This window comes from Photobacterium sp. S4TG1 (assembly GCF_036040035.1).
In the GTDB taxonomy this organism is placed as follows: domain Bacteria; phylum Pseudomonadota; class Gammaproteobacteria; order Enterobacterales; family Vibrionaceae; genus Photobacterium.
In genome coordinates this window covers 78,861-97,229 of sequence record NZ_JAYXUH010000015.1, presented here as the reverse complement: position 1 = coordinate 97,229, position 18,369 = coordinate 78,861, and the positions used below count along the sequence as shown (strand labels likewise).

18 protein-coding genes are annotated in these 18,369 nt (G+C 38.7%); 12 read left to right on the top strand and 6 right to left on the bottom strand.

The window, feature by feature from the left end:
- The first annotated feature begins 213 nt into the window (after window positions 1–213).
- The 3 genes from VXS03_RS15835 (at window position 214) to VXS03_RS15825 (ending at window position 1,470) form a co-directional block, all read left to right on the top strand.
- Window positions 214–591 (top strand): hypothetical protein, encoded by a 378-nt coding sequence (locus VXS03_RS15835; protein ID WP_327764862.1) that lies wholly within the window; start codon window positions 214–216, stop codon window positions 589–591.
- Between the two features lie 121 nt (window positions 592–712).
- Window positions 713–904: a hypothetical protein gene (locus VXS03_RS15830; RefSeq protein ID WP_327764861.1), complete on the top strand. Its 192-nt coding sequence runs from the start codon at window positions 713–715 to the stop codon at window positions 902–904.
- Window positions 905–918: 14 nt separating this feature from the next.
- Entirely contained in the window at window positions 919–1,470 is a 552-nt protein-coding gene (locus tag VXS03_RS15825; protein ID WP_327764860.1) for a protein disulfide oxidoreductase, read from the top strand.
- A 101-nt stretch (window positions 1,471–1,571) separates the two neighbouring features.
- Here the strand turns inward: VXS03_RS15825 and VXS03_RS15820 are convergent, their stop codons facing one another.
- Window positions 1,572–3,062, bottom strand: a complete 1,491-nt coding sequence (locus VXS03_RS15820; protein ID WP_327764859.1) for a cobyric acid synthase — start codon at window positions 3,060–3,062, stop codon at window positions 1,572–1,574.
- Between the two features lie 175 nt (window positions 3,063–3,237).
- Between VXS03_RS15820 and VXS03_RS15815 the strand changes: the two genes are divergently transcribed.
- The 3 genes from VXS03_RS15815 to VXS03_RS15805 all read left to right on the top strand — a co-directional run bounded on the left by VXS03_RS15815 (window position 3,238) and on the right by VXS03_RS15805 (window position 6,188).
- Window positions 3,238–4,089 carry a CPBP family intramembrane glutamic endopeptidase gene (locus VXS03_RS15815; protein ID WP_327764858.1) on the top strand — a complete coding sequence of 284 codons (852 nt, stop codon included), beginning with the start codon at window positions 3,238–3,240 and terminating at the stop codon, window positions 4,087–4,089.
- A gap of 89 nt (window positions 4,090–4,178) precedes the next feature.
- A complete protein-coding gene (locus VXS03_RS15810; protein WP_327764857.1) occupies window positions 4,179–5,273 on the top strand; it encodes a nucleotidyltransferase family protein in 1,095 nt (364 codons plus the stop codon).
- Window positions 5,274–5,387: 114 nt separating this feature from the next.
- The gene (locus tag VXS03_RS15805) at window positions 5,388–6,188 is read left to right on the top strand and encodes an alpha/beta fold hydrolase (RefSeq protein WP_327764883.1); all 801 of its coding nucleotides are present in this window, start codon (window positions 5,388–5,390) and stop codon (window positions 6,186–6,188) included.
- Between the two features lie 83 nt (window positions 6,189–6,271).
- On the opposite strand, the gene VXS03_RS15800 is transcribed toward VXS03_RS15805, so the two are convergent.
- The 3 genes from VXS03_RS15800 to VXS03_RS15790 all read right to left on the bottom strand — a co-directional run bounded on the left by VXS03_RS15800 (window position 6,272) and on the right by VXS03_RS15790 (window position 9,243).
- The gene (locus VXS03_RS15800; RefSeq protein WP_327764856.1) at window positions 6,272–7,090 is read right to left on the bottom strand and encodes an alpha/beta fold hydrolase; all 819 of its coding nucleotides are present in this window, start codon (window positions 7,088–7,090) and stop codon (window positions 6,272–6,274) included.
- 104 nt (window positions 7,091–7,194) lie between these two features.
- Complete coding sequence (locus VXS03_RS15795) at window positions 7,195–8,547, bottom strand: MATE family efflux transporter (protein WP_327764855.1); 1,353 nt, start codon at window positions 8,545–8,547, stop codon at window positions 7,195–7,197.
- Between the two features lie 117 nt (window positions 8,548–8,664).
- Window positions 8,665–9,243 (bottom strand): nucleoside triphosphate pyrophosphohydrolase family protein, encoded by a 579-nt coding sequence (locus tag VXS03_RS15790; RefSeq protein ID WP_327764854.1) that lies wholly within the window; start codon window positions 9,241–9,243, stop codon window positions 8,665–8,667.
- A gap of 288 nt (window positions 9,244–9,531) precedes the next feature.
- Here VXS03_RS15790 and VXS03_RS15785 point away from each other — a divergent pair, with 288 nt between their 5' ends.
- From VXS03_RS15785 to VXS03_RS15770, 4 genes are all read left to right on the top strand, one after another.
- Window positions 9,532–10,272, top strand: a complete 741-nt coding sequence (locus VXS03_RS15785) for a glycerophosphodiester phosphodiesterase family protein (RefSeq protein ID WP_327764853.1) — start codon at window positions 9,532–9,534, stop codon at window positions 10,270–10,272.
- Window positions 10,273–10,628: 356 nt separating this feature from the next.
- Complete coding sequence (locus VXS03_RS15780) at window positions 10,629–11,978, top strand: cation:proton antiporter (protein WP_327764852.1); 1,350 nt, start codon at window positions 10,629–10,631, stop codon at window positions 11,976–11,978.
- A gap of 167 nt (window positions 11,979–12,145) precedes the next feature.
- A complete protein-coding gene (locus VXS03_RS15775; protein ID WP_327764851.1) occupies window positions 12,146–12,868 on the top strand; it encodes a DUF4336 domain-containing protein in 723 nt (240 codons plus the stop codon).
- Between the two features lie 169 nt (window positions 12,869–13,037).
- A complete protein-coding gene (locus VXS03_RS15770; RefSeq protein WP_327764850.1) occupies window positions 13,038–13,304 on the top strand; it encodes a hypothetical protein in 267 nt (88 codons plus the stop codon).
- Window positions 13,305–13,352: 48 nt separating this feature from the next.
- Here the strand turns inward: VXS03_RS15770 and VXS03_RS15765 are convergent, their stop codons facing one another.
- A complete protein-coding gene (locus tag VXS03_RS15765; protein ID WP_327764849.1) occupies window positions 13,353–14,219 on the bottom strand; it encodes a LysR family transcriptional regulator in 867 nt (288 codons plus the stop codon).
- A 115-nt stretch (window positions 14,220–14,334) separates the two neighbouring features.
- Here VXS03_RS15765 and VXS03_RS15760 point away from each other — a divergent pair, with 115 nt between their 5' ends.
- Together VXS03_RS15760 and VXS03_RS15755 are read left to right on the top strand one after the other, a co-directional pair.
- On the top strand, window positions 14,335–15,402 hold the full coding sequence (locus VXS03_RS15760) for an HlyD family secretion protein (protein WP_327764848.1): 1,068 nt from the start codon (window positions 14,335–14,337) through the stop codon (window positions 15,400–15,402).
- Window positions 15,403–15,453: 51 nt separating this feature from the next.
- Window positions 15,454–16,482, top strand: coding sequence for a DUF2955 domain-containing protein (locus VXS03_RS15755; protein WP_327764847.1), 1,029 nt, complete (start codon window positions 15,454–15,456; stop codon window positions 16,480–16,482).
- Between the two features lie 299 nt (window positions 16,483–16,781).
- Here VXS03_RS15755 and VXS03_RS15750 read toward each other — a convergent pair whose 3' ends face one another.
- Window positions 16,782–18,299: a hypothetical protein gene (locus tag VXS03_RS15750; RefSeq protein ID WP_327764846.1), complete on the bottom strand. Its 1,518-nt coding sequence runs from the start codon at window positions 18,297–18,299 to the stop codon at window positions 16,782–16,784.
- Between the last annotated feature and the right edge of the window lie 70 nt (window positions 18,300–18,369).

Here is an 18,369-nt window from a genome sequence, read left to right as displayed (position 1 = left end):
TTTAAAATTTAATAATACTCATAATTATAACGTCACAACTAAAACTCAAAGTGCTTGCGATATGCTTCTAATAAAGAAAGGAAATACCACTCTTAAAATTATTATCCAGATCAATTGATGTTAGTAACTTTTAATAACAATTAAAATATTGATTAATTTTTATGAGCTAAATATGATATTATTCTGTTAAATACTTTCTCATCGAGTTAATTTTTGAAATTTTCACTTCTGCAATATAAGCGTCAACAACTCGCTTCATGGTCACTAGTCTTAGTGAGTATTGTGCTATTGGTGTGTATTTCTCAAAATTTAGGTTTATCGACATTATGCACGCTAACACCGACGACGGAAGTAACAGAACAACTGCAGCAACAACAAACACACTCTGATATAGAAACGCAATGTAGTAATAGTGAGCATCTTGTTAATGCCAACACGGCTAATCTTGATTTTGCTATTCCGATGTTTATCCTCGCCCTTGTTATTATTGCGGCGATATTAAAGCAATCGGGTGTTAAGTACTTTCCTCCTGAGCCAACAACCTCCTATGGTGTGCGGCGACATTTAGCCTTTTGTACCTTTCAAGAATAAACACAATTAGGGTCTGAAAACCAAGCATACTTACGCCTTAAAACAACCTGGCTTTATCGTATGCAATAGCAGCCCCTTCCAATACTTATATCTTTTATATAATTATTCATGGAGCACAATTGTGTTTAAAAACCAACTAATTAGTACTATTTTATTTACTTTATCATTAATTTCAGTGCTATTGCTAGCCACCATCCCTGTCGCTGCTCAATCGCTAAAAACAGGCGTATTGACTCATCCACCAGCACAACTCTGTTTAATACTAGCAGAGCTATTTAATCACGACAGTATTATGCAAACACTGGCATTTTGAAGGGGGAAATAATAATGATAACCAAAAATACACCATCTAAAAAAGCACCACCTACACAAGAGAAAAAGGCTACCAAAAAACCATGGCAATGGGTAAAAGACATCGCTAAATTAGTCATTATATTAACTCTCTTTTCCATCGGCATGGATACTTGGCGCAGTCAAGATATGCCATCAGAAGAGATTCCCACATTAGCTGCACATACGTTAGATCAGCAATGGGTTGATATAGAAAAGATGAGTTATGAAAAACCTGTCTTACTCTATTTTTGGGCGACATGGTGTCCAGTGTGTAAACTGGTTAGCCCTAGTGTTGACTGGCTTGCTGATAAATATCAAGTTGTTTCAATTGCGATTACATCAGGTGAAAATCAGCGTGTTGCGCAATTTATGAAGTATAAAAAATACAATTTCCCTGTCATCAATGATCCAACAGGCAAAATTGGTCAACAATGGGGAGTAACAGCCACACCTTCGATCATGATCATTAAAGATGGTCATATTTCGTCAATAACAACCGGTGCAACAACCCCGATTGGCTTATGGTTACGGCTGATTTTTGCTTAGTGTAGTCATATAAATCATGTCACAGTTACTACCAACAAAGGTTGTTGGTAGTAACCTATTCAAAAACTATCGTTGTAAAATAAACCGTAAAAATAGACGGATTAACGTTGAAATTTATCGGCCCATTGCGGCCATAAAGCAGCAAGATCCATATGCTCTTCGATAGTATCTGCAATACGATCAATGCCTTGCTGACGAATTTCATCAAAATCAGGGGTTTGTGTTGCTTCTAAACCTGCCCAACGTAAAATTGCGTCACACGCTGCTTGTTGTTCAAAAATGCCGTGCAAATAAGTGCCAAACACTTGGTTATCACAACCTAATTGGCCATCAGGACCGTCAGTTAACTGTAATGGTGCACTGGCACTCACGCCTTGAGTAACACCCGCATGAATTTCATAACCTTTAACAATAACAGGTGCTTGATCAGGCAGTGTTAGTGTGCCTTGCGTTTGTTGTAAACATTTATTTTTCTCAATGGTGGTAGCAATAGATAAATAACCTAAGCCTTGGCTAACACCCGCCTCACCTTCAATCGCATGTGGATCAGCAATGGTTTCACCTAACATCTGATAACCGCCACAAATACCCATCACTTTGCCGCCTAAACGTAAATGACGTTGAATCTGTTTATCCCAGCCTTGCTCACGTAAAAAGGCCAAATCACTACGAACACTTTTGGTACCTGGAATAATGATCAAATCAGCAGCCGGAAAAGGCTGACCTTTGCCGACAAACTGTAAGTTAACTTGCGGGTGCATTCGTAAGGGATCAAAATCAGTATGGTTACTGACGCGGGTTAAAACAGGCACTACTACCTTTAATTGATGATCAGCGGCATCAACTTGCTGACAGTTAATAGCGTCTTCGGCTTCTAACATTAAGCCATGCAAATACGGTAATACGCCTAATACTGGCTTACCTGTTTTTTGTTCTAGCCACTCTAAACCCGATTCAAGTAACTTAATATCGCCACGGAAACGGTTGATAACAAAGCCTTTTACCCGTGCTTGTTCTGATTCAGACAATAACGCTAATGTGCCATAAATATGGGCGAACACGCCACCGCGATCAATATCGGCAATGATGATCACAGGCACATCGGCTTTTTCAGCAAAGCCCATATTTGCCACATCATTTTCACGCAGGTTAATTTCAGCTGGACTCCCCGCACCTTCAATAACAATGGTTTGGTACTGTTGTTGCAACAATGCGAAAGATTCCATAATTGGCGTCATTACTACTTTTTTGTAGTTATGATAACCCACCGCATTCATGTCAGCTAAAGCGTGCCCCTGCACGATCACCTGAGCACCAACATCGGTATTAGGTTTTAGCAATACCGGATTCATATGCACACTAGGCTCTATACCGCAAGCCTGCGCTTGAACCGCTTGTGCTCGTCCAATTTCACCACCATCTTTGGTTACAGCACTGTTTAGTGCCATATTTTGTGATTTAAACGGTGCAACACGAATACCTTGTCGTGCCAACACGCGGCATAAGCCTGCCACCAACACACTTTTACCAGCATCAGAAGTCGTACCTTGTACCATTAATGCACGTGTTGTCGACTGTAGTGTATCCGTCATTTCCTAATTCCATATTCATATAATAAAGTGAGCAATCGTAAATCATCGTTATCTATACCGAATTAACCGTCTTAGCCACTGCTCATATTTGGTAATAAATCATAAAAAACAAGTTTGAATAATCATCAATCTGGTGTATATGATAACGATTATCATTTTTTAGCTACTCTTTTTTATGAATTATCTTATCTTTCCTACAATGTTGGTATGGCTATTGTTGGCAATCAGTATTTGTTGCGCCCTAACAAAATCCACATCTTGGCGTATACCACTCCTATTGTCACTGATCACAGCCGTAATATTTAACGTTTTAACAGTTATCGGTGCAGCCATTATGATCAGTGGTATTGCTATTGCCAGTTTTACTGCTCGGCAACAATCTAAGCCGTTGATCTACGCGGGTCATACTATTGTGGTTTTGTGGATCATCGGGCTAATTCTACATTTATACCCAGGCATAAATAACTTGTTGGTCCTAAATCATGTAAACAGTGGCCCTCTTAGCCTACCTTTTACACTTTACTTTAATATTGATAAACCTATGCTTATTTTTGCACTACTACTGCTAGTGCCTAATATGATAAGTAATAATGAATATAACTGGCATCACCTTTCACTCTCACGCGCGCAAAAATGCATTATTGGGGGTGGATTAATCAGCTTACCGTTATTAGCATGGGCATTACAGCTGGTACAGCCTGAATTCACCTTACCATCATGGTGGTGGATATTTGCTATTAATAATCTTATTTTTACTTGTATTGCTGAAGAAGTACTCTTTCGAGGTTACATTCAGGGACTATTATGCAAGAAATTAGCGCCACCGATAGCAATAATTATTGCGAGTGTTTTATTTGGCCTTGCACACTTTGCCGGCGGACCATTGTTTATCATAATTGCGACACTGGCTGGCATACTTTATGGTTTAAGCTATTATTGGACTAAGAAGATAACGGTCGCTATCGTGGTTCATTTTGCATTTAACTTACTTCATTTAGTCTTTTTTACTTACCCACTGCCCTTGTAATAATGCAAAATAAAAAAGAAGTCTTATCCCTTCTTTGAACACAGCACCGTATGCTTCAAAGCATAAACAGGGATAAGGAACAGGATGTAATGTCAAAATTATTGCTGATAGATGTTCTCAATAATCCGACACTATTATTGAATGCTGATCATAAATGTAGTTATCAGATCATGACCGAAGCACGCCACCTATCATTATTAGGGCAATTAAAGGCGTGCTGCGATCGTGCAAATATCGAACACGATCTTCCTCTACACACTCAGCAACAATTACAGTCAGGGTTTCATAGCTACCAAAAACAACAGCAGCAATTATTACTTGAACACCAATACCTCACTGAACATTTACAGGGCGTAATTAGCTCATGGCGTTATCTACGCGGTAGCGCCTTGCAATTACTGGATAATGAAATGTTTGCTGGCAGAATCAAACATAACATTGATATATATGTTCCGCAGCAACACGTTGCCAATGTAGAAAAAGCACTGTTAAATAATGGCTGGCGCTATAAAAACATCGCTGATTATGAAGAAACTTTTTATCGTCGTTGGGCGCAACAAACTACGCCATTGATCCACAAACAAAGGCGTACTGAGCTGGCAATTCACTTTCAATTATTACCTAAAACATTAATCAACAAACTCGACCCAACCCCTTTACTTCACCACCACTTATCACCGCCACTGTGTGAACCTGCCACATTATTATCCTCCGATGCCATGGTACTTCATCAAGCGATTATGTTATTTCATCAAATTGATTATCATTATGGCTTACGTGATATTTACAACTTATATTTACAGTTTGTTCATTTCAGCAAAGACCCCACGTTTTGGCATAATTTAATTCAACTTCACCAACAAGTCGGCAATGATAATAGCCTTTATCTTGCGGTCAGTTTATGTCACCGCTTATTTGATTTATCTGTGCCTGATATTGTCTGGGCATATTTTAAACAGCATAAATTAAACCGATTATCTTATTGGCTTTATCAGCAACATTTTATTGATGCTTTCCTTTACCAATTTCCGTTACACCGCAACATTGGTTATCGTGACGCTGTAAAATCTCTGCGTTTTCGTGGCCGCTTAAAACAAATGCCAATCTATTGTATTGTGCCGCATATTATTAAACGATTAATTATTAATAGTATTCCGCATGACGATGAAGAAGTAATCAACTAAACACGACCAACTTCCGATTATCATTATTTGATACCTAATAAGACAGGCACGCGTAAGAATTCTCATGTTACTATGCTAAGCCATTCTCAAGGAAGGAAGAATAATTTGGATAACATGCTGTTTTACAAAACATACCCACATAAGCAAAGTAAAGAGTGGGTAGTATTTGTTCATGGTGCAGGAGGAAGCTCTGCCATCTGGTTTAAGCAAATAAAAGCCTATAAACAGCATTTTAATTTACTGCTACTAGATTTACGTGGTCACGGTAAATCTAACACCATGTTTCAAGATGTGATGGATAATCGCTATACTTTTAAAATGGTGACCAAAGACATTATTGATGTGCTTAATCATCTTAAAATTGAATCAGCCCACTTTGTTGGCATCTCATTAGGAACAATCATTATTCGCCATCTGGCAGAACTTGCGCCAGAGCGAGTCCAAACCATGACATTAGGTGGTGCGGTTACACGCTTAAATACACGCTCTCAAGTATTAATTAGTTTAGGTAATTTTAGTAAGCATATTCTGCCCTATATGTGGCTCTACCGTTTATTTGCTTATGTGGTAATGCCACAAAAAAACCAACGTCAATCTCGTCATTTATTTATTCGAGAAGCAAAAAAGCTCTGCCAACAAGAATTTAAGCGGTGGTTTAAATTAGCAACAGATGTAAATCCAATTATGAAATACTTTAAAGAAAAAGAGCTTGCGATTCCGACACTGTATTTAATGGGGGAACACGACTATATGTTTATAAAGTCAGTCAAAGAAATGATTAAACGTCATCAAAACAGTGTATTAAAACAATTATCAAATTGTGGTCATGTGTGTAATGTTGAGCAACCTGACGCTTTTAATCATCATTCAATTGAGTTTATTCAACTGCACAGCCAGCCAGTACTAACCCGCTAAGATAATAAAGCCCAGTAATAATGGAATATCACTGGGCTTAACTTATGCTGTACTGAAACACGTTATAGTTAAATAAACCGAGCTTACATCGCGACCACTTTATTTAAAAAACGCTGTAATTGAGCAGTAACAAATTGTGGCTGTTCAAGGTTACTAATATGACCAGCCTCAGGAATCAGCACATATTCACTGCCATCAATCGCGTCATGCATTAATTGTGCTTCAAGTGGCGGACGCGGATTATCTTCTAAACCTGACATAATTAATGTCGGAACAGTAAGTTGCTCGATATCATCAAACGTATCACGACGTCCAAACACCATACGTCCCATCTCAGATACTGCCACTGCACGTTCACCTTGTAATTGTGCAAGAGAATTGCGGAATTCACTCACTAATTGCGGGTTATGAAGATGGCCGTCACGACGGAAAAATAATGGCGCAATCATATCGATCAATGGCGCAGGAACGTGTTGCTGATCGCGTAAGGTATCTAACATCGCAAAATATCTCGCGTGCAGTACTTCAGGCTCATAACCTAAGAAGGTATCCATTAAGACTAAGGCCATCACTCGCTGGGGCGCTTTGAGTGCTAATTCTGCGCCCCACATACCACCGACGGATAAACCTATTACAGCAAATTTATCAATTTCTAGATGATCCAATAATGCCAACACATCATCAGCATAATCGCGCAATGTTCGTGTTGCTGATGGCGCACTGTCAGAGCCACCATGCGCCCAAAAATCAGGTACAATACAACGGTAATGTTGGCTTAATTCCGCAACCTGCGGTGCCCACATTGCACTATCCCATAAATAGCTGTGACCAAAAACAAGCACTGGCCCGGTTCCTTGATCAAGATAAGTCATCTGTTGACCATCAATAGCGAATGTTTGCATTGCAAGTATCCTTTCTTAGTTAACATTGTTGGTCAATGTTAAGGGTTATTTTGTTATTAAGCCGAGATTCTATCTCTGAGTTATTAAGCACATTATCATAACCTTTATGCCATTGATGTAACTCGATACTTATTTCGAATATTGACTAACCCTTGGCGATAAAATACCCATGCGCAAAGTCCTGCTGCAATATTACCTAGCATTGCTCCGGTAAATAGCCCAGATAACCCAGCAAAATGTGCTCCCAACCATAATACGGGCAAATAACACACAAATAATCGTAACGCTGAAATCAATAAAGCTCGCATCGGTAATCCCATGGCATTGCAAACAGAAACCATCAGCATGCAAATCCCTAATGCACCTAGGCTAATAGGCACCCGTGTTAAATGGATCATTAAAATGTGTTGCACTGAACTATCACTGGTTAATAGCTGGGTTAACGACTGCGCACTTAAAAAGAGCACGATCGCGATAGCCACTTGCCATATCAATACAAACCGCACCGCTATCATGATTAATTTTTCAATACTAGCGATGTCTTTACGACCAAGTAAACGCCCCACCATCGGTGGCATCGACATGGTTAATGCCAAAACGATAACAAGTGAAAAGAACTCTAATCGTGATCCTAATGCCCAAGCAGCAACAGTTGCCGCACCAAAACTTGCCACTAATTTCGTTGCTAAAATCGCAGATACAGGCGGTAATAATTGGCTTAACATTGCTGGAGCCATAATATGAATCAGCTCTTTAATCGCCTTGTAAACAGCAAAACCACGCCAATCAAAGCTCAGCCATTGACGTTTAAATAACAATGGAAACACCACCAGCAGACCGACGCTAAACGACACAATAGTCGCCCATGCTGCACCATTAATGCCCATATTAAAAGTAAACATAAACAGTGGGTCTAAACCAATATTAAGCACACTGGTAATTACCATCATAATCCCAGGTAACAGCGTATTACCGTTAGCGCGACAAATACTGTAGGCAAAGTACACCATTGAGCCGCACCACGCACTTGTTAGCCACACGGGCCAATAGCTATCAATAACACCAAAGACATTATCAGGCGCGCCAAGTAACCATAACAGCTGATGTCGGCCAAACCAGATTGCCGCACACAGCGCCATGATTCCAATATCGCCAAGAATAACCACAACCCCACCTAATTGGCGTGCGCGATGATGATCATTATTGCCCAATACGCGTGAAATTAAAGCGGTGGTTGCAATGCCTAATCCCACTTGTAAACCAATAACTAGCATTTGCATTGGTAAAGTAAACCCTTGCGCGGCTAATGGTAGAACGCCAAGTTGACCAATAAATGCACTGTCGACTAACTGAAAACTCATCAACGATAACACGCCAAAGAGCATTGGCCATGTCATGGTAAATAGTTGATGAGCTAAACTGCGGGACGCTGGAAGTGTGATTGTTTTTACATTCATAATAACAACTTAAATAAACACGAGTAGACAGCACAACCGGTCACCCTTTAGCTTTACACTGACTACCAATAAAAAATCCCCGCCAGAGCGAGGATCAAAATAACTTTAATACGACACTTAACGAATGACTAATTTGACCAAATCGGCTGGGCGGTAATAAACAGATTTTAAGACTTTACCCGTACGAATCAGCTTGCCATTAACGTCAACATCTTGAGCACACTTCGCAATAATATAATCGCCTTTAGTGCTCGCCATCAGCGTCACGCCTTGCTTGGCATAAAAAGCTTCAGTTTCATCATATTGTTGTTGGTTACAGCACACTTTGCTCATGTTGCTTGAATGGACTTCGTTCCAACAATCAATAAATGTAAATCCTAAACGCTCAGACATCTGTAATAAAATATCAATCAAATAACTTATACCAATGTTATCTGTGATTTTTTTATCACCTAAATGGACTAAACGTCCCATCAGTACATACACTGAATCAACAATTGCGTCCGCTTGTTCCACCAATGAATCGGCTTCAGCAAGCTCGGTCATTTCTTCAACAGCTAACGAGGTATGCAATGCGTCAGCTTGAGCATCTAAGGTCGCTGGGGTTTCAATATCTAAGTCAAAGGTGGAACGAAACTCTCGAATATCGCGGTAAAGGTGATCGAAAAGGGATTGGTCTAGCGCAGAAAGCTTCATTCGAATATCCTTGTTTCAGATTTAAAGAGGAGACATTATTTTGTTACTCACAAGCGCAAGGTTATGCTTAATAAAATAACGCGACGGGCAGAGATACTAATCCAATCCTGTATCAGATACAAAACCAATTACCTAAAATCTGCCAGCTTGATGACAAAATAGACTTTACCATTATGAGGATGGGCTAAAACGTAACAATTGGGATATCATTATTCGTATTTAATCACTTGCGAATTCAAGTAAAGCCAATAAAATTTCAGCCGTAACTCTCTATGTTGAGATAATAATATGTATGTTGGAGAAGTGATGATTGCAGGTCACCGTGGCGCACGCGCAGTTGCCCCAGAAAACACATTAATATCCATGAAGGCTGCCGCAAATGCTGGCGCAACATGGATCGAAACGGACACCCAACTCTGCGAAGATTTAATTCCAGTTATTATTCATGATAAAAGTGTCCGTCGTTGTACCAATGGTTCAGGAAGTGTGCGTCATAAGCCACTCAGTGAATTAAAGCAATTAGACGCAGGAAGCTGGTTTGCTGCTGAATTTGCCGATGCAACCATTCCAACACTAACAGAATTACTGCAAGCCTGTGATGATTATGGACTAAATATCAACCTTGAAATCAAAGTTCATTATGAAGAAGAAGTTGAACTTCAAGTTAGGAAAACCATTGAAACAATTAAAGATTATGGTTTTGATACCGATAGGCTCATTTTATCTAGTTTCTCTTATAACGCAGTAAAACACTGCCTAAAATTATGGCCTGAAGTACGTCGTGGTTTGATCATTGAAGATTGGGTACCAGATATCGCTCGCTTAGATGCCAAGCTTAACCTTTACAGCATCCATTTAGATCACCACTTACTCAATGAAAAATTGGCAAAAGAAATTACGGATGCCGGAAAAGTGCTTCAAATATGGACCATGAATGACCCGCAGCAAGTGGATAAATTTACCCGTTGGGGTGTTAACACTATTATCAGTGATGATCCTGGTTTATTAATTTCAGCAGCAAAATCATAATCGTCTTCATCTTAATATGTTGTTTACGAGTCAATGAAGAGCGAATATTGACTCGTAGCAAATCTCATTTTTATTGTTTCTCTGTCTGTCTCAATCTGCTTAATTTCTTCACCCACTCATTATTTTTTATCTATATTTATACGGTCGTTTCATCGTCACTAAAAATGGAACTTTACATTTCAAAACAATATAAACAATTTATGTTTGATACCATTAAAATGTAAAAATATGTTTATAGAGAATATAAATTAAACCCTATTTATTTATAACTCTCTTTTATTACACACAATATCAGATAATTATGCTAGCAACTGTCTAACGACAACTTATTTGATGCCTAGTGGAGCACATTATTCATGTCAGCTTATGACACCGTCTGTATAATGGCAGCCATTGCTGTCTTTATCTCAATTATTAACCACCGTATCGGTAAGTTTCAACCAACCATCGCCATCACTGGCTGGTCAATTGCAATATCATTGACCCTATTGACACTGAGTAAATTAGGCTACATTCCTCACAATGAGGAGCATGAAGTTATTCAAATGATACAAGCGGTCAACTTTGATGACTTCTTATTAAAAGGCGTACTAGGCTTCCTTCTTTTCGCCGGCGCACTAAATATTCAATTACCTCACCTTAAAGATCAAAAATTTGAAATCACGTTTTTGGCTCTTATCGGCACCCTCTTTTCAACCTTCTTCATCGGGATTGTACTGTGGGCGCTATTTAAGCTTTGTACCATTGATATCGATTTTATTTACTGCTGCCTATTTGGTGCTTTAATTTCACCAACCGATCCCATTGCTGTTTTAGCTATTGTTAAAAAACTTAATGCTCCCCAACGCATTTCAACCCAAATAGAAGGCGAATCACTGTTTAACGACGGTGTTGGCTTGGTTATTTTTGTCACCCTATTTGAAATTGCATTTAGTAAAACAGCCCCAACGGTCTCTAGCACTGCGCTATTATTTGTTCGTGAAGCGTTAGGCGGTATTGCATGTGGTGCAGTTATTGGCGTGGTATTCCACTTCTTAATTAAAAGCTCGCATGACAATATGTTTCGCTTAATTTTAACGATTTTAATTCCAACTTTTGGTTATGTCGTTAGTGAACATATTGGAGTCTCAGCCCCACTTGCAATGGTGGTTGCGGGTATTATTATTGGTAACTGGACCCGTAATACCCTCTCAGAAGAAGCGGCGCATCAAATTTCGCATTTATGGGAACTCGCTGATGAAATTTTAAATGCCGTTTTATTTTTATTGATTGGCTTGATGATGATCACGTTCACATTCCATGCGATCGATATCGTTGCAGTAGTGATAGCTATACCACTCGTATTACTGAGCCGTTACCTCAGCGTAAAATACTCTTATAAAATCTTTAATCGTTACCGTACCTATAATCCATTATCGATTAAAATTCTAACATGGGGTGGATTGCGTGGCGGCCTAGCACTTGCAATGGCGATGGCGATTCCAAGCGGTATTCCAATTGGTTTTAGCCCAGAGATCGATGTAAAAGAGATCGTGGTGTTAATGACTTATGCAGTAGTGATTTTCTCTATTATTGTGCAAGGTTCAACAATCACACCTATGATTTACAAAGCCAAAGCTGAGCAAGAAAAAATGGATCAAGCAACCCGTTCTACTTCTCAAGCAGGCATGCCTAATGCTGTAGAAACAAACACCACCAAAAATTAACGTCCCTCCAGACGCAACTCTAATACAGCATTTAATAGCCAGCGTTTATAACGGTGGCTATTTTTTATGTTGTTATTTTTATTCAACAACTACGTAACAAAAACATTGACCGTTGCCAAATTAGTCATATGATAATAATTACCTATAGATGAATAGTTATGACGCTTATGAGCAAGGATTGCACACTCGTTGAATGGGCTACAGATCGTATTTGGTATTGTGATATGCCATACCGAGTAGCAGGTGCACCTATGGGTCACCGAATGACAATTATTCGATTAAACAACCATAAACTCTTTATTCATTCCCCCATTGAAATAACCACATCCTTACAACAACACATTAGCCAACTTGGTGAGACTGCCTATGTAGTTACACCTAACAAAAGCCACAATATTTATCTCTCTGACTGGTGGCTAGCCTACCCTCAAGCACTTTTTTATGCTCCGCCAGGATTAGTACATAAACGCAGTGATCTCACATTTGACGGTGCCCTTGGTAATCACACCCCTTCCCACTGGCAAGGACAATTACTTCAAACGGTTATTCGAGGAAGTGACAGCATGGAAGAAATTGCATTTTGTGATCCATTATCAAAAACGCTGATTGTCGGTGATGCATTAGCCTGGATGGTCGATAGCCACCATCCGTTAACCTTTGCGCTTTCTGTTATTAATGGTTGTTATTTTAAACCTGCCATGCCGTTATATTGGCGAATCACCTTTAATAATCACACTCAACTACGTCAATCAATTCAAGAAATCCTAACATGGCCTTTTGAGCGTATCATTTTGTCTCATGGAAAAGTCATAGATACTAATGCCAAAGCTTATTTTTCCGACGCATTTCAGTGGGTAATGCCACATAAATTAAACATCACACCAGTGTAGTAAATAGAAATAAACGTATTTATCGATGATTTAAATGTATAAGCATTTTTTTATGTGCAGGATCAATATTGCTTTTATTTTGAAGGTGCATAGTAATAAAACACGAGTTGAAACACGCTTTTATTTACTCTTTAAACAATAACAAACCGTCGAGGTTAGGAGTTAATTAATGAATCTTTTTAAACTTTACTCTCGAGATATTCTTGGTCTTGGTGTCGTTGGCTTTTTTATATTAAGTATTCTTGGTGTTATTTTTGCTACGATTGCATTCTTTAATTATACCAGTGGTAATACAGCATTAGCCGCATCAAATGTGCATCTTGCCTTATCGCATATTATTTTTGTTATTCCCGCATTAATTATTGGTCACTATATCAACCGTCCAAGTTGGGTGGCTGAAGTTGATAAAATTAAATTCGCACGTGAAAAACAATAATTACCCATTATAGTGATCCATAATAAATACACTTCATTATTTAATTTATTACTGATCTGCAAATCTTTCTCGTAATAAAGTTATCATTGCGCGCGTTTTTTCAGGTAAAAAGCGCCGCGATGGATACACCACTGTCATCATAATATCTGAGTAATTAACCTCAGTTAGCACTTGCACTAACTGACCTTGTAACAATGATTCTTGCATCAATATATTAGGCAATAACGCTATTCCTTGCCCTAAAATAGCCATTTGCTGAATAATATTTATATCTTCAGATACTAACCGTAGTCGCGTTCCCTCTTGTAATAATGTTGAATTATAGCGGCTCACTAACAGCCAATGCTGCTGCAACTCGGTGGTTGATTTAGGTTCCGTGTGCTTTTTTAAATATTCAGGCGACGCAAACAAACCATTACTTGAGCTTAAAAATGCTTGCTGTACATAATCCACATTAATAATTTCAGCCATATCAGGAAGCAGCTGCAAATCAATATTTTCTCTTTCTAAATCAACACTTTTTTGTAAATATAGTAATTCTATTCGCACCAATGGAAACTGGTTAGCATAATTATTTAGCACTTCAGCAAACAGTGGTGATGCGATAAACGATGCCGTAGCCGCTAACCGTAACACGCCTTGAAAACTGTTTTGCTGGCTTTCAAGTAAATTAACAGCATGGTTCACTTCAGTTAATGGTTGATTAATATGTTGATACAGTAAACGTCCATTTTCGGTTAATTCTATATGACGAGTGGTACGAATTAATAACTGACAATGTAGCGCTTTTTCTAACTCTTGTAAGCGACGACTAATTTTTGAACGTTGTAATCCATGGACTGTTGCAGCGGCACTTATTCCACCATGACGCACCGTTAACATAAATAAATACAAATCATCCATTGATGCTTTCATTCGATTTCCTCACACTGTCCTATATTTAGCTCATAAGTGTGACATTTGTCGCAGTATTCAATCAAGTAAATTCTTCTTATACTGGTCAGCTTGATTATGATCACTGGAATATCTCATGCCTAATTCTCATACTACTTTTCAACGTTGGATGCGGTGCCTAATTGTTATTTTTATTTTACTCATGGCCTACATCGTTATTGCAGATAGGTATGTACCGTTAACCAGTGAAAGTCGAGTTCAAGGGTATGTAGTGCAAATTGCACCTGAAGTCTCAGGCACAATCACACAAGTAAACATTAAGAACAACCAAGCTGTCGTTAAAGGCGAATTACTGTTTAGTATTGATGCTCAAAAATACCGTCTTGCCGTTGATCAAGCACAAGTTGCTTTAGAGCAAGCACATCAACAAGAACAAGCTCTGTATGCTCAAGCCAGTGTTGCTAAAGCCAATATTGCCACCAGCCAAGCAAATTACAATAATGCGCATAACGACTTTAACCGCATAAACAAATTAGCTAAAAAGAAACTGGTTTCAGCGTCAATGCGTGATAATGCTTATGCTAAAAACCAAACAACCCAAGCAAATTTAGCCGCAGCAAAGCAACAAGCCGTTGTCATACAAACTCAATTGGGCGCTAAACACGGTCAAAGTACTATTGTACTTGCGGCTGAAAATGCCCTTGCACAAGCCAAACTTAATTTAGCCCATACAAAGGTTATTGCACCCAGCAACGGCGTAATCACTAACCTGCAAGTTGATGTTGGTACGATGGCAAACACTAACCAACCTATGCTGACCTTTATTCCAACCGATTCAATGTGGGTTGCTGCAGATTTTAGAGAAAAATCAATAGCAAACTTTCATTCTAAGTCAATGGCTTATGTCGCTTATGATGCTTTGCCTGGGCAAGTATTCCCGCTAACCATTAATAATCGTGACTTTGGTGTTGCCGCAGCGCAACAAGTCGCCAATGGACACCTAACAAGTATTGAAACCAGTAACCGTTGGGTACGAGATGCACAGCGAGTACGCGTCAATTTCATCAGCCAACAGCCCTTACCACCGCAATTATTCGTAGGTTCACGAGCGACTGTTGTTGTCTATCCGCAAAACAATCCGGTATGGCAATTATTAGCAAAAATAGAAATCCATCTAGCCAGTGTGCTGCATTATATTTATTAACCACAACAATAAGTTAAAGCGATTAATTATTAATTTTCGGAGTCATAACTTATGAAAACAATGCGCCTTTGGTTTGGTTGTGTCGTGGGCTTAGCAATCAGTATGATCTTTGGGTGGTCGTACGGTTTTTTTATTGCCTTATTACCCATTAATATCATGATGAATTCAGATCATTGGCATTGGAATAGCTATGTTCAATTAGTGGTCGGTGTCGTGTGGGTGACGCTTGAAGTCAGTTTTATTCATGGCTTTTTTCAGTCATCACCACTGCTATTAACTATTGTCGTCGGCATATTCTTCCTTGAAAAATGTATTGCGATGAGTAACAAGAATAGCTATTTGTTTGGCTTTATCGGACTACTTGTTGGATCAATAGCGCTTAACTTTGCCAGCTACAGTAGTTTTGATTTAGAAGATTTTTCAGTTACTTTATGGTTCAGTGCGATTGTAACGGTGCCTGTCTGTGCGCTAGCTTATTATTTCTTCCCTGAACCTAATACTGAGCCAAGTGCCGACGCGATCAGTGATACCACCAACAATGTGCAACGTTACGACCATATTGGCATGATAAGACAAACAGCATTAGGCTGGATCATCGCAATGCTCGCATTTTTGGTGTTTCAATTTGGCGATCTGAATGATTCATTATCAGCGCAAGCATCTATATTGATCGTACTTTCACCGATGACATTAGTGGGCTCACTCGCTGCATCAAAAATACGTATTATAGGAACATTTTTAGGCTGTTTAGCGGGATTATTTATTCAAATAGGACTCTATTCATGGGCTGATAATGGCGTATTATTGGTTATGGCTTATGCGATTGCAGCAGGATTTTTTTGTTCTTGGCTCGCCCTTGGCACCATCAAATCCAGCATTGCGTTTTCGGCAATGTCGGCATTAACGGTTCCTTTGACAACATCACTGATTCCCGATCAAAAAGATGCCGTATTTGCTATTTTCTATCGCTTTAGTTCTATTTTGGTTGCCGTTATTTTAACCTCAATAACTATTTGGATTATTCACCATTTCTTAGTACGAGTGATCAAATCACCCAATGAACATTTTAGTCACAGTTAAGATTTGTTGATACAACCATAAAGTGAGATTGCTCTTTTTATAGCTGCAGTGGATTATAAATTGGATCACAACATTAACGTTCTGGGTATAAAGGCAACTAATTCAAATTGCGAGGGGGGGAATCAGCTTCTCACTTTGGGGCATTTTTTAGTTAGCCGTTCTGACTAACTAAAAAGTGGACAAAAGTGTGTCAGCGACTTTACTAATTTAGCAATCGATACATTATTTCTTGTACGATAAAGTCGCTTGACCTAATTACCAGTCAATCTGGAGTAAAAATGACATAATGTAGCTCTGTTCTATTCAATCTTCGCTACTGCCTGTTGTTCTAATTGTTTGAGTGTCTCATCAGACGGTATTCCATTACTAAAAACTAGAGGTTGTAGCACCTCAGATTTTATAACTTTATAATTATTATCTTCAATTCTAGTCCCGTGAAACAACGCAATGACACCTATGGCTAATTTTCCAATCTCAGCACCTATTGTACACGGTGTTTTTATCTCTTTTGGAAACTCTTGCATTTTATCGTCCATCTTTACTCGAAACCTATCGACTTTATTTTGTATTGCACAAGCCAATGCATTTAATCTATCTCTCTGTAAAAACAATTCATCTGGTGTAGTTAGAGTTGCACCATCAATACTGAAGCTATCTTTAAGCACACAAAGAGCATCTGCAACCGATTTAGCATCTTTAAACTTATGATCCATTCCAATATGAAAATTCAAAGTTCGTTGCTCTTTAAACAACTCGACTTCACATATCAGTTGCTTTCCTACATTATCTTCGTGAAATAGTCGAAACACTTTAATTACATCGTCTAATGGAACCTCTTTCTCTAACATGAAATGAAGCTTCGCATCAAACTTGCCGTTATCATCTAAATCGCCAAGCTCGAAACTAAAAATATTCGTTCTAAAGAATAGTTTATTCTTGTCAACGCTGTAGATGTTTACCGAAGAAACAAACTCACCATCAAAGTTAATCGAAGGCGAAAATTCAGTTTCTCTGAATCTTAATTGACATGTATCTAGTACGTTTGGCTGTAGAGTGAGTTTTGCTTCGCTAGAGCGTTTTATTTCAATAGAACCTTTTTTCAGATTAAACCTGTTGTCAAGGATTACAGAATTTCTAACTTCAACAGGCTCTTTGCTTAATCCTATTGATTGAGCACAAATGTGTTTATCAAGCTCCTCTGGTGAGATTTGAAACTGCATTCTATAGCTCCCCTCGCCATAACCAACAGTTTCAACCGCTTGTCTTTTTGATTTTTGGTACTTCGTAATATCTCCATCGGGGACATACGTTACAACAGCATCTCTGAACGCTTCTCCAGACGCGACAAGAAGTTTACGTTTCTTGCTATAGCTAATCGAAATCTTTAGCTCATGCAGTTCTTTTGGAGCCTTTTGAGTATCATTTTTCCGAATAGCTCTTAATGTTCTTTCAATAATACTTTTATCTATATGGACTAGAAAAGCACTCTCAACTACTGGTTCTGGGTCATTAGTAAATTCGAGAAACAACAAGAAAGACGGATAACTATAATCAATAAGTCTCTTTAGTACGCTGGATTTGATAGACCATTTACGATCTCGTCGCTGTGTAGATTTAACCTGAACACGGCATTGAATAGGACTAAGTTGTTTATCTCTTGGTAAATGAGTTTTGATGTATGGAAACTCAATCTGATGATCCCAGCCTGTACGGTCTTCTTCTAATGAACGATTACTGGTCAGATGTGCAGCAGAGCACCAAGTTGAAAAAGTTTGCTCACCAAGTGTGCCTATTTTTAAATCAGTTTCGAACTCCACAACTAACCCTTTTAGTTAAGTAACATGTTGAGTAGTTTAACATTTTAAATATCCATCAAATAGCACATTG